The sequence below is a fragment of the Pseudomonas sp. NPDC077451 genome, from assembly GCF_044543345.1.
Lineage (GTDB): Bacteria > Pseudomonadota > Gammaproteobacteria > Pseudomonadales > Pseudomonadaceae > Stutzerimonas.
The window spans coordinates 131378-152963 of record NZ_JBITVX010000004.1 but is presented as its reverse complement, the minus strand read 5'-3'; the positions used below and the strand labels follow the sequence as shown (position 1 = coordinate 152963).

The following is a 21586-nucleotide window of genomic DNA, read 5'->3' as shown; positions in this document are numbered from 1 at the left end:
AGGGAATCTGACATGACCACGGAAACTGCCCAGGACCGCGCGCTGCTGCACCTGGCCCAGGCGCTGCGCGAGCGCGGTTATCACTTCATCACCCCCACGCCGCTGACGCACGAGCGGGTCAACGCGCGGGTGGAAAATCAGCTGGCTAAAGATCTGGAAGGTGTGTTCGGCTGGAGCCGGCCGTTCCAGCATGAGCTGCTGCCGCCGGCAATTTTCAGCCTGATGGATCAAGCCGGCGTGCTTGCCCCCAGCGACTCACGCTGGCGTAGCCGGGTGCGGATGTCGAGCCTCGACGGCCAGTTGTTCGTTCATTCGGCGCACCCCACCGACGCGGCAGACGCGGTGTTTTTCGGTCCGGACACCTACCGGTTCGCCAATGCAATCCTGGCCCACCTGAACAACCACAAAGGTCAGATCGGGCGTGCCGTGGACATCGGATGTGGCTCCGGTGCGGGGGCCATCCTGACGGCACTGGCACGGCCACAGGCAGAGGTGCTGGCGGTGGACATCAACCCGGCCGCGCTGCGCATGACCCGCATCAACGCGGCCTTGGCCGAGGCCGACAACCTGAAGGCCCACCATAGCGATCTGCTCAATGACATAGACGGTCAGTTCGACCTGATCCTGGCCAACCCGCCCTATCTGGTCGATCCGGACGAGCGCGCCTATCGCCACGGCGGTGGACCCTTGGGGGCCGGGCTTTCCCTGGCGATTTTCGACAGCGCACTGGCGCGTCTCGCCCCGTGCGGCACCTTGCTGCTCTATACCGGCGTAGCGATGAAGGGCAATCAGGACCCGTTCCGCCGCGAAATCGAGCAGCGTCTCGAAGGTCACGGGCTGGAATGGCGATATCGAGAGGTCGATCCCGATGTCTTCGGTGAAGAGCTGCTCGACGGCGCCTATACCGAATGCGACCGGATTGCGGCGGTGGTGCTGGAAGTCACCCGATCGGCGGGCTGAACGTTACCGCGTGGAAAACGCTTCGCGGTTTTCCACCCTACGACCAGCCCAGACGTAGGGTGGATAACGCCGCAGGCTTATCCACGGGTACCAGGACCTTTATATGGGCAGCAGCACCAGGCAGGCCGACAATGTGATCAGCGAGCCGAGTGTCGACAGCAACACCACACGCGACACTCGCGACGCCTCGCGTCCATAGAACTCAGCGAGCATGTAAGGCCCGGTGCCGGTGGGTAGTGCGCTGAGCAAGAGCGCCGAATACGCCCATAGCGGCGGCAGCTCGAACACCTGAAAGGCCAGATACCAGGTGATCAGCGGCTGGACTACCAGCTTCAGCGTGACCAACGGCCAGACACCACTCACCGTGCCACCCGGCTGCGGTTGCGCCAGGAACAACCCCAGCGAGACCAATGCGCAAGGTGCCGCCGCCGCACCTAGCAACTTCAGCAGCGTCGCCACCGGCACCGGCAGATCCAAACCGCTCGCCGCCCATACCCCACCCAGCAGTGGCGCCACCACCAGCGGATTACGCAGCAGCGCGACACTGACTTTTCGCAACGTCTGGTTGAAGCCCTGCCCGGCGTGCAAGCCGGTTTCCACGCAGGCCAGCGCAATCGCGAACAACACGCAGACGACGATGATCGACGCCACCATGGCTGGCTGCAGCGCTTCGTCGCCCAGCACCAACATGCACAGCGGAATGCCGATGTAGCCGGTATTGGCATAGGACGCACCGAGCGCATCGAGACTGGCGTCGGCCAGCGGCTGCTTTTGCAGCAGTCGATAACCAAGCGTGAAGCCGAAGACACCGAGGCAGCCCACCGAGAACGCCGTGATAAAGCCTGGCTGCCAAAGCTGCTCCCAGGTGCAATTGGCGACGACACTGAACAGCAGCGCTGGCAACCCCAGCCAGACCACGAATCGGTTCAGCTCGGAGGCGCCCGTCGGCCCCATACGCCCGGTACGGCGACATATGAAACCCAGCAGGATCAGAGCGAAGACTGGGAGGACGATGTTAACGACGGCGGACATGGACTCTCATTGTGTGGTGGCCACCAGAGGGTGGTGGTAGGGGGCCCGCTGCGGACCTTAGCAAAAAAATGGCTCATCGCATGCCTGGAGTCGGATCGTCACCCGACTTGCAAACGGGGTTGGCTGGGCGTTTCGCTTTCACGCCGATGGAACAGTGGGTTGGGAGCTTGGTGGTGGCCGGTTTTGCTTAGCTTATTAGCGCACGGCCTGGCAGACGACGCCGTCCTCCCTTTCAGGAGGCCTGAACGCAGGTGGCACATAGGGGTTGAACGGCATGGATGCCGCGAGAGCCGCTATTGGTCGGGGGCGCCCAGCCTTGGGCCCTTCGCGGCGGGCCCTGGAACGTCACCGCAGCCGGGGCCGGATGGCGGACAAGCGTTTTTTCTCACTTTTTCGGGCCGGCCTTCCGGCGACTGCAAAAAGTGAGTCGCCCAGCAGGGCAAAACCAAGCCCCCAAAAGCCAGCAATTGCCGTGAAGCGAAACGCCCAACCCACACACCCAGCCTCACCAAATCAACTGCCGTCGAGCACGCTCATCTAATGCAACAAAGTCGACACGGGATACCCATTTGGCTCGGCACGCCCCGCGGCAAACTCCGCTTCGACTCGGCCACGCATGGCATCCGCACCCTGCGGGAAGCCGCTGCGGTCGCTGTAATCCCATTCCGTCACCAACTGGCCTTCGCTCGCCAGCCCCTTTGCACAGGAGATGTCCAGCGCAGTGATGCCGGCCACAGCGCCCGCTGCGATGGCAGCGTTGACCTGCTCGGTGCCCTTCTCGATGCTCAAGCCCAGGCCGACAAGGTCCAGCGCATCGCCGCCGATGCGGCCGTATATCCAGGGTTTGGGATCGTCACTCAGCAATAGCCCGACGCCAGTGGCGATTTCCCGCGCGCCACAGGCGCGAATCAGTCCTTCGTTGCCGGGCACGCCGAGAAAGCGCGCCAGTTTGCCGGGCATCAGCACTTCGGCCAGACCCAGCCCGATGCTGAACCAGCCGAGGCCACGGGCCAGCGTACGGGCGGAGTGGTTGGTATGGGTGACACGATGTGGAACGCTCATGAATCAGTCCCTCCTCGGGGCTGGGAGAAACAGCCGACCACGTCCCGCTAGCGAGACGCGAGGCCCGGCCCTCAGGGTTTGAGAACGACCTTGATACAGCCGTCATGCTTGTCGCGGAAGGTCTTGTACATCTCCGGACCCTGCTCGAGGCTGACGCTGTGGGTAATGACGAAGCTGGGGTCGATCTGCCCTTCCTGAATTCGCTTGAGCAGATCATCGGTCCAGCGGTTGACGTGGGTCTGGCCCATACGGAAGGTCAGCGCTTTGTTCATCGCCGCGCCAAACGGAATCTTGTCGACCAATCCGCCATAGACGCCTGGTATCGAGATAATGCCGCCCGGCCGGCAGACATAGATCATCTCGCGCAGCACGTGAGGACGGTCGGTTTCCATCATCAGCGCCTGCTTCGCGCGGTCGTACATGGAGTCGATGGAACGCGCGGCATGGGCCTCCATGCCCACCGAGTCGATGCACTTTTCCGGGCCCTTGCCGCGGGTCAGTTCCTTGAGGCGTTCGAGTACGCTTTCTTCGTCGAAGTTGATGGTGATGGCGCCACCGGCGCGGGCCATAGACAGCCGCTCAGGCACGTTGTCGATGCAGATGACCTGCTCGGCACCCATCATGATCGCGCTGCGGATGGCGAACTGGCCGACCGGACCTGCACCCCAGACGGCCACGGTATCGGTGGGCTGGATATCGCACTGAGCCGCGGCCTGCCAGCCGGTGGGCAGGATGTCGCCGAGGAACAGCACCTGTTCGTCGGTCATGCCATCCGGCACCACGACGGGGCCGACGTCGGCATAGGGCACACGGACGAATTCGGCCTGGCCGCCGGCATAGCCACCGGTGAGGTGTGTGTAGCCATAGAGGCCGGCGGTGGTGTGGCCGAAGACCTTATCGGCCACGTCCTTGTTGCGGTTGGTGCGCTCGCAGACGGAGAAATTGCCGCGCCGGCACTGATCACACTCACCGCAGACGATGGTGAAGGGCACCACTACACGGTCGCCGACCTTGAGCTTCTTGTTCGCCGAGCCGACCTCCATCACTTCGCCCATGAACTCATGGCCCATGATGTCGCCGTGCTGCATGCCGGGCATGAAGCCGTCGTAGAGGTGCAGGTCGGAGCCGCAGATGGCACAGGACGACACTTTGATGATGGCGTCGCGGGGGTCTTCTATCGACGGATCAGGTACGTGGTTGTCGCAGCGAATGTCGTGCTTGCCGTGCCAGCGAAGGGCTCTCATTGGAAAAATCTCCTGCTTCGGTGTTCGAAAACGCCGCCGTGGTGGTTCTTCCTGATCTCTGCGCCGCGCTGCGGCAGCTGCTCCTGACCCGACTGCTGCCATGCGGCAGGGTGTACGGCGTGCGTGCTATCAGATTTTTAGTAAGCAGCGTGCCGGCAGAGTTGCCTGGTTCCGGCGCAATGAAGCGAAATCACCGACGAACAGTGATCGTTTGTGCCGAATTGAAACGTTATATCAACTATTCACAGCGCGTTCGTGTCATTTCTGTGGCGACCATCGCGGACCGGGCACAGCGCTTTTCGTAGGAGCCGCGGCGATCATCGCCGGCCGGGCATAGCGCTTTTCGTCGGAGTGAGCTTGCTCGCGATCAGGGGCTGGCGCGGCTCCGGTGCAACAGCAGAATACGGATCGCCAGCAAGGACTGGGCGTCCCCCTGGCTCCTACAGAAGCCGCGGCCATCATCGCGGGCCTCGTTGCCGCTCAGCCTTTGCCCGGGCGGATGGAGGCGTATCCGTTACGATAGCTGGGGTATTGCGGCACCCAACCGAGCGCCCGCGCTCGGGCGTTGCTGCACCGTTTGCTGCCAGCACGGCGGGTCATGGTCTGCTCGGCCCATTGGGTCACGCCGAGTCGCTCGCGCAACCAGTCCACCACTTCGTGCAACGGCGCTGGGTCATCGTCGACACCCAGGTAGCAATCTTCCAGAGCGCCACCGTTCAGGTCGGTCTGCAGCAGGCAGGCCAATAGGGCGGCCGCATCGTCACGATGGATGCGGTTGCTGTACTGCGGCGGATCGCGCTCGACCCGCAGACCCGAGCGCACCTGGTTCTGCATCCATGGCCGCACCGGGTCATACAACCCCGCCATGCGCACCCGCGTCGCTGGAAATCCGCAGTCAAGCGCCAGCTGTTCGGCCTCGAGCATTACCTGCCCGGTGTAGCCAGTAGGCTCGGTGGCCGAGGCTTCATCGATCCACTCGCCGCCGTTCTGCGCATAGACACCAGTGCTGGAAACAAAGAAAACGCGCTGCGGGCGTTGCCCCCGCTGCTCCAGCCAGCCAAGCGCATTGCGCAGGCCCTCAACGTAGGCCTGCCGATAACCGGGCTCGTCGTGCTGGCTGGCCGAGGCGGCATATACGAGGTAGTCCAGCTTGCCATTAGGCCAGCCACGCGGCACCTCGCTCGAGGCAAGGTCGCCACGTACCGGAAGGATCGGTACCGGCAGGCTCGCCGCCTGACGTCGCAGGCCGTACACCGTCCAACCTGCGCGGCTCAGCTGCAGGCCGAGGCGAATACCGACATCGCCGCAGCCGGCGATCATTACAGAGGGTCGAGTTGCCATGGCGGTTGCTCCATAACCGATGCGGACCACCGATTCGGCCCGCCTTTTTTGAGTGTACTGCTTGCAGCAGGATTTCCGCTGATCCCTTAATAAGGGAACGGCTGCTGGCCAGTTGGTTCGAACACGAGCAAAGGCTATGCTAGCCCGCACTCTGATGGAATAACGCTATGACACTGACCGAACTGCGCTACATCGTCACGCTCGCCCAGGAATCTCACTTCGGCCGCGCCGCCGAACGTTGCCACGTCAGCCAGCCTACCCTCTCGGTGGGTGTGAAAAAGCTCGAGGACGAACTCGGCGTGCTGATATTCGAGCGGACCAAGAGCGCGGTACGGCTGACGCCGGTCGGTGAGGGCATCGTCACCCAGGCGCAGAAAGTGCTGGAGCAGGCGCAGAGCATCCGTGAGCTGGCCCAGGCTGGAAAGAATCAGCTGGCCGCACCGCTCAAGGTTGGCGCCATCTATACGGTCGGCCCCTACATGTTCCCGCATCTGATCCCGCAGCTGCATCGCGTGGCACCGGACATGCCGTTGTACATCGAAGAGAATTTCACCCACATCCTGCGTGACAAGCTGCGCACCGGCGAGCTGGACGCGATCATTATCGCGCTGCCGTTCCAGGAAGCCGACGTTCTGACCCTGCCGCTGTATGACGAGCCCTTCTATGTGCTGATGCCCGCCGGGCATCCCTGGACGAAGAAGGAAACCATCGACAGCGAGATGCTCAACGACAAGAGCCTGCTGCTCCTGGGTGAGGGACATTGCTTCCGCGATCAGGTGCTCGAAGCCTGCCCGACCACGCGCAAAGGCGAGGCGCCGAGCCACACCACGGTGGAATCCTCGTCACTGGAAACCATCCGCCACATGGTCGCCTCCGGCCTTGGCGTGTCGATCCTGCCGCTGTCTGCCGTGGACAGTCACCACTACTCCCCTGGCGTGCTGGACATCCGTCCGCTGACGCCGCCTGTGCCATTCCGCACCGTGGCCATTGCCTGGCGCGCCAGCTTCCCGCGCCCGAAGGCCATCGAAGTGCTGGCCGACTCCATCCGCCTGTGCTCGGTTGCAAAACCGCCCGCCGACAAAGCCTGACGTCATGAGCGAGCTGGCTGCGGTCCCGGTGACCGCGATAAAAGGCGTCGGCGCGGCGCTGGCCGAAAAGCTCGCCAAGGTTGGCCTGGAAACCCTACAGGACCTGCTGTTCCATCTGCCATTGCGTTACCAGGACCGTACCCGCATCGTGCCGATCGGTGCCCTGCGCCCCGGTCAGGATGCGGTCGTCGAAGGCACCGTTACCGGCGCCGACGTGGTGATGGGCCGACGCCGCAGCCTGCTGGTTCGCCTGCATGACGGCAGCGGCAGTCTGAGCCTGCGCTTCTACCATTTCAGCCAGGCCCAGAAAGAGGCGCTCAAGCGCGGCACCCAGGTGCGTTGTTATGGCGAAGCACGCCCGGGCGCGTCGGGGCTGGAGATCTATCATCCCGAATACCGCGCACTGAATGACAACGAGCCGGTGGCCGTCGAACAGACTCTGACGCCGATCTACCCAACCACCGAAGGCCTGACGCAGCAGCGGCTGCGCCAGCTGACCGCACAGGCGCTGGCGCGGCTCGGCCCGCACAGCCTGCCCGATTGGCTGCCCGACGAGCTGACCCGCGACTATCGGCTGGCCAAGCTGGACGAAGCGATTCGCTACCTGCACCGGCCGCCGCCCGATGCCGATCTGGAAGAACTCGCCGAGGGCCGCCATTGGGCCCAGCACCGCCTGGCCTTCGAGGAGCTGCTGACTCACCAGCTCTCGATGCAACGCCTGCGCGAGAGCAGCCGCGCCCAGCACGCACCGCCCTTACCGGCTGCCCGCGACCTGCCGCAGCGTTACCTGCAAAACCTCGGTTTCCAGCCCACCGGCGCCCAGCAGCGAGTCGGCGCCGAGATCGCCTATGACCTCGCCCAGAACGAGCCGATGCTGCGCCTGGTGCAGGGAGACGTCGGTGCCGGCAAGACGGTGGTCGCCGCCCTCGCCGCCTTGCAAGCCTTGGAGGCGGGCTATCAGGTGGCCTTGATGGCGCCGACCGAGATCCTCGCCGAACAGCACTTCATTACCTTCTGCAAATGGCTGGAACCGCTGGGCATCGAAGTCGCTTGGCTGGCCGGCAAACTCAAGGGCAAGACACGAGCCACGGCACTGGAACGCATCGCCTCAGGCTGCCCGATGGTGGTCGGCACCCATGCGCTGTTTCAGGATGAAGTTCGGTTCAGCAGGCTCGCGCTGGTGATCATCGACGAGCAGCACCGGTTCGGCGTGCAGCAGCGCCTGGCGCTGCGCCGCAAGGGCGTCGAGGGACGACTCTGCCCGCACCAGCTGATCATGACCGCGACGCCGATTCCGCGGACCCTGGCGATGAGTGCCTACGCCGATCTGGACACCTCGATCCTCGACGAGCTGCCGCCCGGTCGTACGCCGGTCAACACCGTACTGGTGGCCGACAGCCGCCGCCTGGAGGTTATCGAGCGGGTGCGCTCGGCCTGTAACGAAGGCCGCCAGGCCTACTGGGTCTGCACCCTGATCGAGGAGTCCGAAGAGCTGACCTGTCAGGCGGCGGAAACCACCTTCGAAGACCTCTCCGCCGCGCTTGGCGGACTGAATGTCGGGCTGATCCATGGCCGCATGAAGCCCGCCGAAAAAGCGGCGGTGATGGCCGAGTTCAAGGAAGGCCGCCTGCAACTGTTGGTTGCCACTACAGTGATCGAGGTGGGGGTCGACGTGCCCAACTCAAGCCTGATGATCATCGAGAACCCCGAGCGCCTCGGGCTCGCACAACTGCACCAGCTGCGCGGACGGGTCGGTCGCGGCAGTGCTGCCAGCCATTGCGTGCTGCTCTACCACCCGCCGCTGTCTCAGGTCGGCCGTGAACGTTTGGCGATCATGCGCGAGACCTGCGACGGCTTCATCATTGCCGAAAAGGATCTGGAACTGCGCGGCCCCGGCGAAATGCTCGGCACTCGACAGACCGGCCTGCTGCAGTTCAAGGTCGCCGATTTGATGCGCGATGCCGATTTGCTGCCTGCCGTGCGCGATGCAGCGCATGCATTGTTGGAACGCTGGCCACAGCACGTAAGCCCCTTGCTAGAGCGCTGGCTGCGCCATGGCCAGCAATACGGGCAGGTTTGACGCTCGTCGGCAAACCCAAACCGCACTAACGCTAAGGCTATACTGCGCCGATCGGGAATAAAGACGGACTTTCCATGAATTCGGCTGCTGAAACCAAAAACAACATTACGCTCCCACCCATGATCGTTCAGCTGCTGGACAAGCTGGCGCTGCCTTATCGCGCCTGCGAGGACCGACCGGATCTTGATCCGGCCCGGCGCGTGCAGGCCATTCTGGTCGACGATGCCATCGGCGCGCTGCTGGTGCTCTATCCCAGCGACCATTTGCTCGATCTGCCACGTCTGGTTGATCTGACCGGGCGCCAGTTGGTGGCGGTTAAGCCCGAGCGGCTCACTCGGATGTTGTCCAAGCATGACCTGAAGGTTCTGCCCGGGCTGCCGCCGCTGACCAGCTCGCCCTGCCTGTACGAGGACCGGCTGTTGCAACAGCCGGAGTTGTTCATCGAATCCGGTCAGCCCGGCTTGCTGCTGGCCCTGGCCAGCCAGGATTTCAAGCAACTGCTCAGCAAAGCCAGCGCCGGTCAGTTCGCCGTTCCGTTGAGTACCATCCAGCCGAACCTCGACCGTCCCGAAGAGGACCGCGCTGAAATTACCAAGGCGGTGCAAAGCTTCACCGCCCGGCGCATTCAGAAGCGGCTGGAGGAAACCATCGAGATTCCTCCGCTGGCACAGACGGCGCAGAAAATCATCAAGCTACGTGTCGACCCTGACGCCACAGTGGACGATATCACCGGCGTGGTCGAAACCGACCCGGCGCTGGCCGCCCAAGTGGTCAGCTGGGCCGCTTCGCCCTACTACGCCGCGCCCGGCAAGATCCGCTCGGTGGAAGATGCCATCGTGCGGGTGCTCGGTTTCGACCTGGTGATCAACCTGGCGCTCGGCCTGGCGCTGGGCAAGAGCCTGAGCCTGCCCAAGGATCAGCCGCAGCAGGCCACGCCTTACTGGCAGCAGTCGATCTATACCGCGGCGGTGATCGAGGGGCTGAACCGCGCCATTCCGCGCACCCAGCGGCCCGAGGCAGGCATCAGCTATCTTGCCGGGTTATTGCACAACTTCGGCTATCTGGTGCTCGCGCATGTCTTTCCCCCGCATTTTTCGCTGATTTGTCGACACCTGGAGGTCAATCCGCATCTGAGTCACAGCGTGATCGAACAGCACTTGCTGGGCATTACCCGTGAGCAGATCGGGGCCTGGCTGATGCGCTACTGGGGGATGCCTGACGAGCTGTCGACGGCACTGCGCTTCCAGCATGACCCGCACTACCAGGGCGAGCATGCCGGGCATGCCAACCTAGTCTGTCTAGCGGTCCGCCTGCTGCGTAACCGTGGCATCGGCTCCGGCCCCTACAGCGAGATCCCGCAGGATCTTTTCGATCGCCTTGGGCTGAGCCGTGAGAAGGCCAACGAGGTGTTGAACAAGGTGCTTGAGGCCGAAGCCGCGCTACGCGCCCTGGCGATGCAGATTCATCCTGCGCCGTGAGCATTGGCCAGCAGCGCCTACGCGGCGCTGCTGGCCACCGAGCCCTGCCCGCTTCCGTTGTGCAACGGTCTAGCCCTCTGCACGGAAACTTACGCGTGCATCGACCAACCCCTCTCCGACCTGACTGATGCTGACCTCGGCGAGGCTCGCACCCGCGGCCTGAAGCTCGTCGAACCAGCGCAACAACGCCCCATAGGACGCACTGGGGAGCGTTACCTGCAGGCTACCGTCATTGCCGAAATCGAAGCTCTCGATGATCAGGCCGCTCTGCTGCGCACTTTGCGTTACCAGTCCCTGCAACTGATCCGGTGCCAGCGAAACCGGGTTGCTACGCGACATCTGTCGCGCCAACTCGGTGTTTTGCTCGAGATAGGCATGCAGCTCACGCTCCTGCTGGAAGTACGCTTGCGCGTCCCGCACGCGCTGCTGCGCAGGCGCCCAGAGCAGAACGTAGAACAGCACCACCAGCAAAAAGGCGCCAAGCAAGGTAAGCGACAGGCGCTCACGGGGTTGCAGCCGTTGCCAGCGCAGCCACAGGGGCGACTCGGCCAGGCGCACGCGCATCTGTTGTCTCAAATTCATCCTCGGCCTCCGATCACCACACGCGCGCTGACGGCATCGCCGTCACGACTGGCCGACCCCAACTGGACGCTCTCCCCGGTTTGCCCGAGTCGCTGTCGCAGCTGCTCGAGCGCAGCGAAATCGCTGGCACGCACCTGCAGGGCAAGATCACCTCGGGCCTGGTTGAAATCAAGCTGCCCGATCGACACCGGAATACCCTCAGCCAATGCCAGCGCCACTTCATTCAACAATCGCATGAACTCTGCCGAAGCACCGGCGTTCTGGCTGATATGGTCGTCGAACTGAGCACGCAGATTGACGATGCGTCGGTCCTCGGGAAACAGCTCGGTGTAGAGCGCCCGACTTGCCTCTGCATACTGCTCGGCCTGGTTTTCCAGCGTCCAGGCCTGGACCAGGTTGAACACCAGTTGCACAGCCAACACCAGCGCCAGCACGATCATGACCGGCTTCCATTGACCCAGCCCGCTACCCGCGGCGCGAATGGCGAAATCGCCCTGCGCCAGATTGAGCGCAGCAGCGCGCCCCGATGCCAGGAAACGATAGGGCTCGTCCAGCTGCTGGTAGTCGTCCAGCGGTGAGGGCGCTGCTTCCAGCGTGCCATGTCCGTGATGCGGCGCAGGACACTGCCCAGCAAGGTGCGGCCACTGGGCGCTCTCGAAGGCCAGTCGCGCTTCCGGCTTGCCTCCGAGCAGCGCGCGACCGTCGATGAACAGTAGCTGTGTACCGTCGCGCGGCAGCAAGTCGGCATCGACATGAATCGCGACGATGGTCAGGCCGAGCGCCTGCAGATCCTCCAGCCAATCGGCCAGTAGCTGCCGGCGAATTGCGATGACCCGACGCCGCCCGTCTTCCAGCGCATCGCCATGGGTCAGGTGCAGGTCATCGACGTTTTCGGCGAGCAGTTCTTCAACGGCATAGGCCAGTGCCTGATTGACCCAGCGCGCCTTGCGGGTCGGCAGGTTGACCGCGAACGAGCTGCAGACTTCGGCCGGCAGCACCAGGGTCACAGCCGCCGGCGCCCGCTCGATGACGTTCGCCAACGGCATCCAGCCGTCATCCCCTTCACCCGGCAGCCAGTAGACGCGCGTATCGCTGTCGATCTGGGAACCGCAATCAGCGGGCAGAAACAGGCAGTCCATCGGCTATCGATCTCCGTCATTGGTTGGTCGGGGCAGCCGTGGCGGCTGTCCCAGGTTGCGCTGCAGCACGCGAACATCACCGTCGTCCTCACACCGCAGCTGACTCACCAGTGCCAGACGGCGGTCCGCCAGGCGCACCTCGCTGATGGCCTGGAAGAATTGACTGGTCACAGCGATGTTGGTGCTTTGAAGTTGGACACCGCTGAGCGCTGGTTGCGCCATGAAACTGGCCGTGTCACGGAACGGGGCAGATTGTCGTGCCTTCACCAGCGATTCGGCGGCGCTGGGGCTGAGGCTGTCGGCAAGGCTCGACAGCACCATGGCACTGGCCGTGTTGACGTTCAGCGGTGTATCCGCTGGCAGCACACTGACATAGGGCGCCAGACGCTGAAAGTCTTCATCGCGCATGCCGAGCAGCAGGCGCAGTTCAGAGAGATCCTCCAGCCGTCTGCCCGCGGTGCGATACGGCGGATCAAGCAGCAGGTAGGCGTTGTCCTCCGCGCCGAATTCGCCGCTGGGCTGCTGATCGCTGTCGATCCAGTCCACCAGCCGCTCGGCATAAGGCTCGGTGATCTGCAGGCGCAGCAGCAGCCGGCGAAACTGTGCGAGCGCTGCCGCGTTGGGCTGTTGTTCCTGCACCAGGCTGTTGAGATTGAAACGCCCGGCCAAGTCCTCGATTCGTACCTGGACCTGCCCCTGACCCTCGTCAAGATCGTACGCTGGTTGCGGCAGCGCCCAGGGCTCCAGCAGATGATCCACCGCCGGTTGCCCTGTGCCCTGGCCGGACAGTTGCTGATCACGGCGCAGCATGGTTTGCGCCAATGCCTCCCCACCCAGCGCGTAGTGCCAGGCCTGGCGCGCCTGCAGCTGGTTGCCGGTGCCACGGATGGACAGCTGCTGACGCGCAATCATCCCGGCGCAAATCACCGTAACGATAGCGACCACCAGCAGCACGGTGATGAGCGCGACGCCGCGCTGGGCCTTCATTGCATCTCTCCCACGCCGCCGGGCTCCGGTACGCCCTGGGAGTCGGGCTGGATGAATTGCGGAGCCGGCGTCGGGCCATCCGGCAACCGCAGCAGGCGGGTGATGGTGCCGTAACGCTGATGGTCAATGGAGACCTCCACGGCGAGCGGCAGCCGCCGCGCTTGCTCAGCCGGGTCACCGCGACCGAATTCGAACGGCGGCCATTCCTCGTGCCAGGTGTTCTCCGCATCCAGATAACGCAGCCGCAGCGCCAACACATTGTCGAGCACAGGCTGCACCCGTGGTTCGCTATCCACGTCGCGGTCGAGCACCACCCAATAGACCCGCTCCAGCGTGTCGCCAACCAGCCGCCAGCGAACCCGCTGCAGGTTGGCCCGGCGCATACCGGTGGGGTTTCGCCAGCCGCTGCGGGTCAGCTCCAGCGACACGCCGTCTGCGGCGCCGGCCATCTGGCCGATGAACGCGTTCTGCTCGTCGCCATAGCCGTCGCGCACCGGTCGTGGCATGGCCTGAATGAGGTCCCGCTCTAAACTCCACATCGCGCGACCGAGTTCGCGCAGCTGCACTTCCTGCGCGCGCACCACCTCATCACTGCGCATCACCGCTTCGAGCATGCGGTAGGTGGCCAAGCCCAACAGCGCGAACAGCGCGATGGCAATCAGCAATTCCAGTAGCGTGAAGCCTGCGGTGGCACGAGGTATGCGGATCGTCATGGGTCAACGCCAACGAAGCCGGTGAGGCTGGTCACCGCGCGCTCTTCGATAGAGCCGGCCCCGACACCCCGCCGCTGCTCGACGGCCGCGACCCAGACGCGAATACGCAGCAAACCGGGCGTGCCGCTGGTTACCACTTCGCTCAGGGTCTGCCATTGACGGCCAGCGAATTCCAGGCGGGTATCTTCGCGGCCAACACTCGGTGCCGGTTGTTGCAGCTGCAGCTCGGTGAGGCGGTTGTCGGCGATCCAGCCGGCCAGAGTCAGCGCTTCCAGCCGCCCGGCATTGCTCACGCTGCGCCCGGCCGCGGTCAATACCACAGCCGCGACGATGGCGAAGATCGCCAGCGCCACCAGCACTTCAAGCAGGGTGAAGCCGCGCGAGCGCGCCGGACGATGACTCATCGACGGGTCTCCACGGGTTCGGCACGAGGCATGCGAAAGCCATCGCTGGACACCGTCCAGCGGCTCCCTCCAGGTCGCTGATCGGACAGGGTCAGGGTGAACGGAGACACCTCACCGCTGGAAAGGATCAGCAGCTGCGGCTGCACGCGAGGAGCTCGCCGACGCTCTCGATCCTCGTCATTGGACAGCCCGGCCGGGTCATCCTCGCGCTTGACCGGCGCCACCAATTGCAACGGCGTGCCGTCGAGTTCCAGCTCCAGGCGCATCCATTCGGGGACCTGGTGCGCCTCGCGATCACCAACATCGCGCCAGCGCGCATCGGCTTCGTCGTAGTGCATCACCCGGTAACCGTCCCGGTCAAACCGCAGGCCATATTCGCGGCTATCGAGTACGGCTTCGTCGGCCATCAGGCTGATCAGCGTCGCCACGCGCTGCGCTTCATCACGGATTTCACGCGATGAGCTGGTGTTACCTGTCGATAGCACCGCCAGGCCCACCAGGCTGCCAAGGATGACGATTACCACCAGCAGCTCGATCAGCGTGAAGCCACCGTCCCGGCGCGCCTGGGGCATGGTTCAGAGGTCCCAGCTACCGATGTCCGCGTTCAGCTCGGAGCCGCCCTGCTTACCGTCGGCACCATAGGAATACAGGTCGTACGGGCCTTGGGTGCCGGGCGACAGATACTGGTATTCGTTGCCCCATGGATCCTTCGGCACACGCTTGAGGTAGCCGTCGCGGTTCCAGTTCTTCGGCTGCGGATTGCCGCCCGGCTTCTCCACCAGCGCATCCAGCCCCTGCTGCGTGCTGGGGTAGGAATAATTATCCAGCTTGTACATATCGAGGGCGGCGCCGATGGCCTTGATATCGCCCTTGGCCACGGTGACCTTGGCCTGATCCGGGCGGTTCATCACCTGCGGCACCACCAGCGCGGCGAGAATCCCCAGGATCACCACCACCACCATGATTTCGATAAGGGTGAAGCCACCCTGTTTGCGTTCGTTCAACATCATTCTCACTAGCCCACCAGTTGATTGAGAGAAAGGATCGGCAGCAGGATCGCCAGCACGATTACCAATACCACAGCCCCCATGAACACCAGCATGAAGGGCTCGAAAAGTCCCACCATCAGCGATATTTGCGCAGCCAGATCGTTCTCCTGATTGCGCGCGGTGCGCGCCAGCATCTGATCCAGCTCACCGGATTTCTCACCGCTGGCAATCATGTGCAGCATCATCGGCGGAAACTCGCCGGTGGCGTCCAGCGCACGGGTCAGGCTGCCGCCCTCGCGCACGCGCTGCGCCGCCTCGATGACCTTGTCACGGATACGCAGGTTGGCGATCACCGCCGCCGCGATCCCCAGCGCATCTACCAGCGGCACGCCACTGCGCGTCAGAATCGCCAGCGTCGAGGCGAAACGCGCGGTGTTGGTCGCCCGCGCCAGCCGACCCACCAGCGGAATGCGCAGGATCAAGGCATGCCAGCGGCGCTTTATCTTTTCATCACGTAGCGCCTGGCGCATCGCCAGGGCTGCCGCCACAATCCCGATGAGCATCAGCCAACCCCAGTGCTGCACCACTTCGCTCACCGCAATCAACCCTGTGGTCAGCGCTGGCAGCGCCTGCCCGGTGTTGACGAATACCTTCACCACGTCCGGCACCACATAGCCCAGCAGCAACACCACGATGGCCAGCGAAGCCACCAGCAGGATCACCGGGTACAGCAGCGCCAGCTGAATCTTCTGCCGCGACTGCTGGCGCTGATCGGTGTAATCGGCCAGCTGATCGAGCACCAACCCGAGGTGACCGGCATGCTCGCCGGCCGCAACCGTGGCGCGGTACAGCTCGGGAAACGCCGATGGGTATTCACGCAGCGATCCCGCCAGGCTATGGCCTTCCATCACCCGTGCCCGAACGGCCAGCAGCATCGACTTGATCTTCTGTGACGACGACTGCGCCGCTGCCGCACGCAGCGCTTCCTCGATGGGCAACGCAGCCTGCACCAGGGTCGCCAGCTGCCGGGTCACCAGCGCCAGGTCGCGCGCCGACAGTCCACGGCCAAACGCGAAACCTCCGCCACTGATGTCTTCCTTGGCCTTGGCCTGTTTGACCTCCAACGGCGACCATTGCTTCTCGCGTAACAGCTGCCGCGCCTGGCGCGCGCTATCGGCCTCGATAAGGCCTTTCTGCTCGCGGCCACGCGGATCGAGTGCGATGTATTCGAACGCTGCCATTAGCGCTTAGCCATTGCGGTCAGGTGCCCTAGCGCGGTGCAGTGGACACGAAGCCGTTGGAGGGCAGTTGCCTGCCCGACGTCAGCAGCGGCGATATGGATGTAGTCATCAGGGCTGGTCATGGCCGGGTAGCGATCCTTCTGCCAGTACTGCTCATGCGCTTATTCCTCGCGGGTCACGCGCAACACTTCTTCGATAGTCGTCACGCCTTCACGCACCTTGCGCAGGCCGTCGTCACGAATGCTCGGGCCCAGGCGGCGGGCATGGCGAACCATGTCCTGCTCGGCCGCACGGGTGTGGATCATGCTGCGCAGGGTGTCATCGAACATCACCAGCTCGTAGATCCCGGTCCGCCCGCGATAGCCTAGCTGCCGGCACACCTCACAGCCTTCGGCGTGGTACAGCGTCGGCGCCTCGCTCGGATCGAGGCCGAACAGCGCGCACTCAGCTTCATCGGCCACATAGGCGCGTTTGCAGTCATTACACAGCACGCGGACGAGGCGTTGGGCCAGCACGCCGAGCAGCGACGACGAGATCAGGAAGGGCTCGACGCCCATGTCCACCAGGCGGGTCACGGCGCCGATGGCGCTGTTGGTGTGCAGTGTCGAGAGCACCAGGTGACCGGTCAGCGACGCCTGCACCGCCATGTCGGCGGTTTCCTGGTCGCGGATCTCGCCGACCATCACCACGTCCGGGTCCTGACGCAGAATGGCGCGCAAGCCGCGTGCAAAGGTCATGTCCACCTTGGTGTTGACCTGGGTCTGGCCGATGCCCTCGAGGTTGTATTCGATCGGATCCTCAACGGTGAGAATATTGCGCGTGCGGTCGTTGAGCGTGACCAGGCTGGCGTAAAGGGTGGTGGTCTTACCCGAGCCGGTCGGCCCGGTGACGAGGATGATCCCGTGCGGCTTTTGCACCGCCTGCTCCATAATCTTGCGATCCCGGTCGCTCATGCCCAGATGGCGCAGGGTCAGGCGACCGGCCTGCTTGTCCAGCAGACGCATCACAACGCGTTCGCCGTTGGCCGAAGGCAGCGTCGACACACGGATATCGACCTCCCGCCCGCCGACCCGCAGGGAAATCCGACCGTCCTGCGGGATGCGCTTCTCTGCGATGTCCAGCCGCGCCATGACCTTGATTCGCGATACCAGCAATGCCGCCAGCTCGCGCTTGGGCTGCACCACTTCACGCAGGATGCCATCGATGCGAAAACGGATGACCAGGCGCTTCTCGAAGGTTTCGACGTGGATATCCGAGGCGTTTTCCTTGATCGCCTCGCCGAGGATGGCGTTGATCAGGCGGATGATCGGCGCGTCGTCTTCCTGCTCCAACAGGTCTTCGGTTTCCTGGATCTGATCGGCCAGGCTATGCAGATCCATGTCGTCGCCGAGGCCTTCAACCATCTGCATCGCAGCCGAAGAGTCATGCTGGTAGGCCGCGCTCAAGGCCTGCTCGAACTCGTCCTGCGCCAGCCACTGCATCGCCAACGGCCCGCCGGCGACGCGCTGTGCTTCCTGCAAGGCGGTCAGCGGCGCACCTTCGCGTACGCACAAACGCAGGCCTTCCGGGCGTTCCAACAGAAGCACGCCGTGGCGGCGAGCGAAGGCGAACGGCAGCCGCCTGGGCTGCGCTTCTTCCATCAGGATCATTTCATTCACGTCTAGATCGGCCATGTGAATTTCTCATGAGTAATGCGATCGAACGTCGTCGGCATTCCGAAGCCAGCGCAACCAAATGCATTGGACTACAGGGAATCCATGACATTACAGGCCGTGATCCGATTTTTTTTGCACATGCGCCGCGCCGACCGGCACCAAGGTCGCATACAGACAAGCCCGCCGACGAATACAACGTCTATGGTCCGTCATTCATGATTGCGCCGCGCATAACCGGGCACGGAACCTTAGACGAAGGTCGAACCCAATACCGACGCAGCCTGCAGCGATACAAAGCAACCTAATGGTCACGTCGTGAACGAATCGCCACTGTTGCGTTCCGATTAAAACAGTTGTTTGATTTCCGCAGCCCTTGCAGAATGCCGCGCCGCAGCAGGCTCAAACCAACTAGTGCAGGGCCCGTTAGCCGATCCACACCCAGTCACCATCCGCAGTGGCCGGGCGAAAAGTAACACCAGCGGTGCGATAACCGGTTTACCGGGCAGCACGCTGGTTACGATCAAGCAGGAGAACAAGAACAATGCACATTGGTGTTCCTCTCGAAACCAGGCCCGGTGAAACGCGCGTTGCCGCGACACCGGAAACCATCAAAAAGCTGATCGGGCAAGGGCATCGGGTGACGGTGCAGAGCGGAGCTGGCGTACAGGCCAGTGTTCCGGACAGTGCCTTCGAAGCGGCAGGCGCAACCATCGCCGATGCCGCTGCGGCGTTCGCAGCAGAGATCCTGCTGAAGGTGAACGCACCGAGCGAAACCGAACTGGCTCAGATGCAGCCAGGTACGGTCTTGGTCGGCATGCTCAACCCCTTCGACAACGAAAACATCGCACGCATGGCCGAACGCGGCATCACTGCCTTCGCCCTGGAAGCGGCGCCGCGCACCTCGCGCGCGCAGAGCCTCGACGTGCTCTCCTCCCAGGCCAACATCGCCGGCTACAAGGCCGTGATGGTCGCTGCCAACCAGTACCCGCGCTTCATGCCGATGCTGATGACCGCCGCCGGTACGGTGAAAGCCGCACGCGTGTTGATCCTCGGTGCCGGTGTTGCCGGCCTGCAGGCGATCGCCACGGCCAAGCGTCTGGGCGCGGTGATCGAAGCCTCGGACGTGCGTCCGGCGGTGAAGGAGCAGATCGAATCGCTCGGCGCAAAATTCGTCGATGTGCCGTGCGAGACCGACGAGGAGCGTGAATGTGCCGAAGGTGTCGGCGGCTATGCCCGGCCGATGCCAGCCAGCTGGATGGCCCGCCAGGCGCAGGCCGTGCACGAGCGCGCCAAGCAGGCCGACATCATCATCACCACCGCGCTGATTCCGGGCCGCAAGGCGCCGACGCTGTTGCAAGAAGAAACCGTGCAGCAGATGAAGCCCGGCTCGGTGGTGATCGACCTCGCCGCCTCCCAGGGCGGTAACTGTCCATTGACCGAAGCCGATCAGGTGGTGGTCAAGCACGGCGTGACCCTGGTTGGCTACACCAACCTGGCGACCCTCGTGCCGGCGGACGCTTCGGCGCTATACGCCCGCAACCTGCTGGACTTCCTCAAGCTGGTGATCGATGGCGAAGCCAAGTTCCAGCTCAATCTTGAAGACGACATCGTCGCTGCGTGCCTGATGTGCCGTGACGGCCAGGTCGTACGCACCAACGGTTAAGGGAGCCTGAACATGGACATGATTTCTGATGGCATCTACAACCTGATCATCTTCGTGCTGGCGATCTACGTCGGCTACCACGTGGTCTGGAACGTCACCCCCGCGCTGCACACTCCGCTGATGGCGGTCACCAACGCCATCTCGGCGATCGTCATCGTCGGCGCCATGCTCGCCGCCGCCCTGACCGTCACCCCGATGGGCAAGCTGATGGGCACCCTGGCGGTGACCCTGGCCGCCGTGAACGTCTTCGGTGGCTTCCTGGTTACCCGGCGCATGCTGGAAATGTTCAAGAAGAAGGAGCGCGCTGGCGCCAAGGCGGAGTCCAAGCCATGAGCATGAACCTGATCACCCTGCTGTACCTCATCGCTTCGGTGAGCTTCATCCAGGCCCTTAAAGGCCTGTCGCACCCCACCACCTCGCGCCGCGGCAACCTGTTCGGCATGATCGGCATGGGCATCGCCGTGGTCACAACGGTGTTCCTGGTGTTCAAGCTCGGCTCACAGCTGGCCGAGAGCGCCAGCCCCTGGAGCGGCTTGGGCTTCATCGTCCTCGGCCTGCTGATCGGCGGCACCATCGGTACGCTGATGGCCAAGCGCGTCGAGATGACCAAGATGCCCGAGCTGGTCGCCTTCATGCACAGCATGATCGGCCTGGCCGCGGTGTTCATCGCCATCGCCGCAGTGCTGGAGCCGCAGTCGCTGGGTATCGTCCAGGCCATCGGCTATCCGATCCCTGCCGGTAACCGCCTGGAGCTGTTCCTCGGTGCAGCCATCGGCGCCATCACCTTCTCCGGTTCGGTGATCGCGTTCGGCAAGCTGTCGGGCAAGTACAAGTTCCGCCTGTTCCAGGGCGCACCGGTGTCGTTCCCCAACCAGCACAAGATCAACCTCGCCGTCGGCGTGGCGATCCTGGTGCTGGGCCTGATCTACACCTTCAGTGGCAACTTCACGGCGTTCATGATTCTGGTGGCGCTGGCCTTCGTCATCGGTGTGCTAATCATCATCCCCATCGGCGGTGCCGACATGCCGGTGGTGGTCTCGATGCTCAACAGCTACTCGGGCTGGGCCGCGGCCGGTATCGGCTTCTCGCTGAACAACTCGATGCTGATCATCGCAGGTTCCCTGGTGGGTTCGAGCGGCGCAATCCTCTCGTACATCATGTGCAAGGCGATGAACCGCTCGTTCTTCAACGTCATCCTCGGCGGCTTCGGTGGCGACGTGGATGCCGGCCCGGCGACGGGAAGCAAAGAGCAACGCCCAGTCAAATCCGGCTCCAGCGATGATGCCGCTTTCCTCCTGTCGAACGCCGACACCGTGATCATCGTCCCGGGCTACGGCCTGGCGGTGGCCCGCGCGCAGCACGCGCTGATGGAGCTGGCCGAAAAGTTGACCCACATGGGCGTGACCGTGAAGTATGCGATCCACCCGGTCGCCGGTCGGATGCCAGGTCACATGAACGTATTGCTGGCGGAAGCTGAAGTGCCGTACGAGATGGTGTTCGAGATGGACGACATCAACTCCGAGTTCGGCCAGGCCGACGTGGTGCTGGTACTCGGCGCCAACGACGTGGTCAACCCGGCGGCGAAGAACGATCCGAAGTCGCCCATCGCCGGCATGCCGATCCTCGAGGCGTACAAAGCCAAGACCGTTATCGTCAACAAGCGCTCCATGGCCAGCGGCTATGCCGGTCTGGACAACGAGCTGTTCTACATGGACAAGACCATGATGGTCTTCGGCGATGCCAAGAAGGTCGTCGAGGACATGGTTAAAGCCGTGGAGTAAGCGACACCGTGACACCGAAACCCCTCCCGGCCTTGCCGCGAGGGGTTTTGTTTTTAGCGCCCTCAGCAGCCGAACACTTCGGCGCCTGAAGCACCGGTACAGTAGTGCTGCTCGCGCAACTGAACCGACACAATTCAAGCTCCCTGT

21 protein-coding genes are annotated in these 21586 nt (G+C 63.6%); 8 read left to right on the top strand and 13 right to left on the bottom strand.

Translation table 11 applies throughout. The features are described from left to right. The first annotated feature begins 12 nt into the window (after nucleotides 1-12). The gene (locus ACIGHL_RS09040) at nucleotides 13-960 is read left to right on the top strand and encodes a methyltransferase (protein WP_128119702.1); all 948 of its coding nucleotides are present in this window, start codon (nucleotides 13-15) and stop codon (nucleotides 958-960) included. Nucleotides 961-1059: 99 nt separating this feature from the next. On the opposite strand, the gene ACIGHL_RS09035 is transcribed toward ACIGHL_RS09040, so the two are convergent. The 3 genes from ACIGHL_RS09035 to ACIGHL_RS09025 all read right to left on the bottom strand — a co-directional run bounded on the left by ACIGHL_RS09035 (nucleotide 1060) and on the right by ACIGHL_RS09025 (nucleotide 4298). Next, entirely contained in the window at nucleotides 1060-1992 is a 933-nt protein-coding gene (locus ACIGHL_RS09035; protein ID WP_128119703.1) for an AEC family transporter, read from the bottom strand. Nucleotides 1993-2529: 537 nt separating this feature from the next. Continuing rightward, a complete protein-coding gene (locus ACIGHL_RS09030) occupies nucleotides 2530-3054 on the bottom strand; it encodes a transcriptional regulator (protein WP_128119704.1) in 525 nt (174 codons plus the stop codon). 71 nt (nucleotides 3055-3125) lie between these two features. Further along, nucleotides 3126-4298: a zinc-dependent alcohol dehydrogenase gene (locus ACIGHL_RS09025; RefSeq protein ID WP_128119705.1), complete on the bottom strand. Its 1173-nt coding sequence runs from the start codon at nucleotides 4296-4298 to the stop codon at nucleotides 3126-3128. Here ACIGHL_RS09025 and ACIGHL_RS09020 point away from each other — a divergent pair. Further along, the gene (locus ACIGHL_RS09020; RefSeq protein ID WP_128119706.1) at nucleotides 4298-4603 is read left to right on the top strand and encodes a hypothetical protein; all 306 of its coding nucleotides are present in this window, start codon (nucleotides 4298-4300) and stop codon (nucleotides 4601-4603) included. The genes ACIGHL_RS09025 and ACIGHL_RS09020 overlap by 1 nt on opposite strands. Nucleotides 4604-4778: 175 nt before the next feature. Here the strand turns inward: ACIGHL_RS09020 and ACIGHL_RS09015 are convergent, their stop codons facing one another. Beyond that, nucleotides 4779-5639: a Rossmann-fold NAD(P)-binding domain-containing protein gene (locus ACIGHL_RS09015; protein WP_128119707.1), complete on the bottom strand. Its 861-nt coding sequence runs from the start codon at nucleotides 5637-5639 to the stop codon at nucleotides 4779-4781. A 167-nt stretch (nucleotides 5640-5806) separates the two neighbouring features. Here ACIGHL_RS09015 and ACIGHL_RS09010 point away from each other — a divergent pair, with 167 nt between their 5' ends. The 3 genes from ACIGHL_RS09010 to ACIGHL_RS09000 all read left to right on the top strand — a co-directional run bounded on the left by ACIGHL_RS09010 (nucleotide 5807) and on the right by ACIGHL_RS09000 (nucleotide 10285). Beyond that, nucleotides 5807-6727 carry a hydrogen peroxide-inducible genes activator gene (locus tag ACIGHL_RS09010; protein WP_045422729.1) on the top strand — a complete coding sequence of 307 codons (921 nt, stop codon included), beginning with the start codon at nucleotides 5807-5809 and terminating at the stop codon, nucleotides 6725-6727. A 4-nt stretch (nucleotides 6728-6731) separates the two neighbouring features. Continuing rightward, entirely contained in the window at nucleotides 6732-8807 is a 2076-nt protein-coding gene (recG, locus tag ACIGHL_RS09005) for an ATP-dependent DNA helicase RecG (RefSeq protein ID WP_128119708.1), read from the top strand. Between the two features lie 74 nt (nucleotides 8808-8881). Then, nucleotides 8882-10285, top strand: a complete 1404-nt coding sequence (locus tag ACIGHL_RS09000; protein ID WP_128119709.1) for an aminoacyl-tRNA deacylase and HDOD domain-containing protein — start codon at nucleotides 8882-8884, stop codon at nucleotides 10283-10285. A 69-nt stretch (nucleotides 10286-10354) separates the two neighbouring features. Here ACIGHL_RS09000 and ACIGHL_RS08995 read toward each other — a convergent pair whose 3' ends face one another. The 9 genes from ACIGHL_RS08995 to gspE all read right to left on the bottom strand — a co-directional run bounded on the left by ACIGHL_RS08995 (nucleotide 10355) and on the right by gspE (nucleotide 18013). Continuing rightward, the gene (locus ACIGHL_RS08995) at nucleotides 10355-10867 is read right to left on the bottom strand and encodes a type II secretion system protein M (RefSeq protein WP_128119710.1); all 513 of its coding nucleotides are present in this window, start codon (nucleotides 10865-10867) and stop codon (nucleotides 10355-10357) included. Then, entirely contained in the window at nucleotides 10864-12006 is a 1143-nt protein-coding gene (gene gspL, locus ACIGHL_RS08990) for a type II secretion system protein GspL (RefSeq protein ID WP_128119711.1), read from the bottom strand. The genes ACIGHL_RS08995 and gspL overlap by 4 nt, the downstream gene beginning before the upstream one ends. 3 nt (nucleotides 12007-12009) lie before the next feature. Further along, nucleotides 12010-12993, bottom strand: a complete 984-nt coding sequence (gene gspK / locus ACIGHL_RS08985; protein WP_128119712.1) for a type II secretion system minor pseudopilin GspK — start codon at nucleotides 12991-12993, stop codon at nucleotides 12010-12012. Beyond that, nucleotides 12990-13706 carry a type II secretion system minor pseudopilin GspJ gene (gene gspJ, locus ACIGHL_RS08980; RefSeq protein ID WP_045422741.1) on the bottom strand — a complete coding sequence of 239 codons (717 nt, stop codon included), beginning with the start codon at nucleotides 13704-13706 and terminating at the stop codon, nucleotides 12990-12992. Before gspJ ends, gspK begins: the two co-directional genes overlap by 4 nt. After that, nucleotides 13703-14110: a type II secretion system minor pseudopilin GspI gene (gspI, locus tag ACIGHL_RS08975; protein WP_128119713.1), complete on the bottom strand. Its 408-nt coding sequence runs from the start codon at nucleotides 14108-14110 to the stop codon at nucleotides 13703-13705. The genes gspJ and gspI overlap by 4 nt, the downstream gene beginning before the upstream one ends. Next, nucleotides 14107-14682 (bottom strand): type II secretion system minor pseudopilin GspH, encoded by a 576-nt coding sequence (gspH, locus tag ACIGHL_RS08970; RefSeq protein WP_128119714.1) that lies wholly within the window; start codon nucleotides 14680-14682, stop codon nucleotides 14107-14109. The genes gspI and gspH overlap by 4 nt, the downstream gene beginning before the upstream one ends. Before the next feature lie 3 nt (nucleotides 14683-14685). Continuing rightward, entirely contained in the window at nucleotides 14686-15120 is a 435-nt protein-coding gene (gene gspG, locus ACIGHL_RS08965; protein WP_128119803.1) for a type II secretion system major pseudopilin GspG, read from the bottom strand. 5 nt (nucleotides 15121-15125) lie between these two features. Then, nucleotides 15126-16340, bottom strand: a complete 1215-nt coding sequence (gene xcpS / locus ACIGHL_RS08960; protein WP_128119715.1) for a GspF family T2SS innner membrane protein variant XcpS — start codon at nucleotides 16338-16340, stop codon at nucleotides 15126-15128. Nucleotides 16341-16501: 161 nt separating this feature from the next. Beyond that, the gene (gspE, locus tag ACIGHL_RS08955; RefSeq protein ID WP_128119716.1) at nucleotides 16502-18013 is read right to left on the bottom strand and encodes a type II secretion system ATPase GspE; all 1512 of its coding nucleotides are present in this window, start codon (nucleotides 18011-18013) and stop codon (nucleotides 16502-16504) included. 523 nt (nucleotides 18014-18536) lie between these two features. Between gspE and ACIGHL_RS08950 the strand changes: the two genes are divergently transcribed. From ACIGHL_RS08950 to ACIGHL_RS08940, 3 genes are read left to right on the top strand one after another with little or no spacing between them, the layout of a single operon-like run. Then, nucleotides 18537-19658: a Re/Si-specific NAD(P)(+) transhydrogenase subunit alpha gene (locus tag ACIGHL_RS08950; RefSeq protein WP_046163449.1), complete on the top strand. Its 1122-nt coding sequence runs from the start codon at nucleotides 18537-18539 to the stop codon at nucleotides 19656-19658. Nucleotides 19659-19670: 12 nt separating this feature from the next. Then, nucleotides 19671-19991, top strand: coding sequence for an NAD(P) transhydrogenase subunit alpha part 2 (locus ACIGHL_RS08945; RefSeq protein ID WP_021209089.1), 321 nt, complete (start codon nucleotides 19671-19673; stop codon nucleotides 19989-19991). Beyond that, nucleotides 19988-21439 carry an NAD(P)(+) transhydrogenase (Re/Si-specific) subunit beta gene (locus tag ACIGHL_RS08940; RefSeq protein ID WP_128119717.1) on the top strand — a complete coding sequence of 484 codons (1452 nt, stop codon included), beginning with the start codon at nucleotides 19988-19990 and terminating at the stop codon, nucleotides 21437-21439. The genes ACIGHL_RS08945 and ACIGHL_RS08940 overlap by 4 nt, the downstream gene beginning before the upstream one ends. Nucleotides 21440-21586: the final 147 nt, after the last annotated feature.

Bases quoted from the DNA above. Each gene is read 5' to 3' on its own strand.
- ACIGHL_RS09040 (WP_128119702.1), top strand. From the start codon at position 13: ATGACCACGGAAACTGCCCAGGACCGCGCGCTGCTGCACCTGGCCCAG.
- ACIGHL_RS09035 (WP_128119703.1), bottom strand. From the start codon at position 1,992: ATGTCCGCCGTCGTTAACATCGTCCTCCCAGTCTTCGCTCTGATCCTG.
- ACIGHL_RS09030 (WP_128119704.1), bottom strand. From the start codon at position 3,054: ATGAGCGTTCCACATCGTGTCACCCATACCAACCACTCCGCCCGTACG.
- ACIGHL_RS09025 (WP_128119705.1), bottom strand. From the start codon at position 4,298: ATGAGAGCCCTTCGCTGGCACGGCAAGCACGACATTCGCTGCGACAAC.
- ACIGHL_RS09015 (WP_128119707.1), bottom strand. From the start codon at position 5,639: ATGGCAACTCGACCCTCTGTAATGATCGCCGGCTGCGGCGATGTCGGT.
- ACIGHL_RS09010 (WP_045422729.1), top strand. From the start codon at position 5,807: ATGACACTGACCGAACTGCGCTACATCGTCACGCTCGCCCAGGAATCT.
- recG (WP_128119708.1), top strand. From the start codon at position 6,732: ATGAGCGAGCTGGCTGCGGTCCCGGTGACCGCGATAAAAGGCGTCGGC.
- ACIGHL_RS09000 (WP_128119709.1), top strand. From the start codon at position 8,882: ATGAATTCGGCTGCTGAAACCAAAAACAACATTACGCTCCCACCCATG.
- ACIGHL_RS08995 (WP_128119710.1), bottom strand. From the start codon at position 10,867: ATGAATTTGAGACAACAGATGCGCGTGCGCCTGGCCGAGTCGCCCCTG.
- gspL (WP_128119711.1), bottom strand. From the start codon at position 12,006: ATGGACTGCCTGTTTCTGCCCGCTGATTGCGGTTCCCAGATCGACAGC.
- gspK (WP_128119712.1), bottom strand. From the start codon at position 12,993: ATGAAGGCCCAGCGCGGCGTCGCGCTCATCACCGTGCTGCTGGTGGTC.
- gspJ (WP_045422741.1), bottom strand. From the start codon at position 13,706: ATGACGATCCGCATACCTCGTGCCACCGCAGGCTTCACGCTACTGGAA.
- gspI (WP_128119713.1), bottom strand. From the start codon at position 14,110: ATGAGTCATCGTCCGGCGCGCTCGCGCGGCTTCACCCTGCTTGAAGTG.
- gspH (WP_128119714.1), bottom strand. From the start codon at position 14,682: ATGCCCCAGGCGCGCCGGGACGGTGGCTTCACGCTGATCGAGCTGCTG.
- gspG (WP_128119803.1), bottom strand. From the start codon at position 15,120: ATGATGTTGAACGAACGCAAACAGGGTGGCTTCACCCTTATCGAAATC.
- xcpS (WP_128119715.1), bottom strand. From the start codon at position 16,340: ATGGCAGCGTTCGAATACATCGCACTCGATCCGCGTGGCCGCGAGCAG.
- gspE (WP_128119716.1), bottom strand. From the start codon at position 18,013: ATGGCCGATCTAGACGTGAATGAAATGATCCTGATGGAAGAAGCGCAG.
- ACIGHL_RS08950 (WP_046163449.1), top strand. From the start codon at position 18,537: ATGCACATTGGTGTTCCTCTCGAAACCAGGCCCGGTGAAACGCGCGTT.
- ACIGHL_RS08945 (WP_021209089.1), top strand. From the start codon at position 19,671: ATGGACATGATTTCTGATGGCATCTACAACCTGATCATCTTCGTGCTG.
- ACIGHL_RS08940 (WP_128119717.1), top strand. From the start codon at position 19,988: ATGAGCATGAACCTGATCACCCTGCTGTACCTCATCGCTTCGGTGAGC.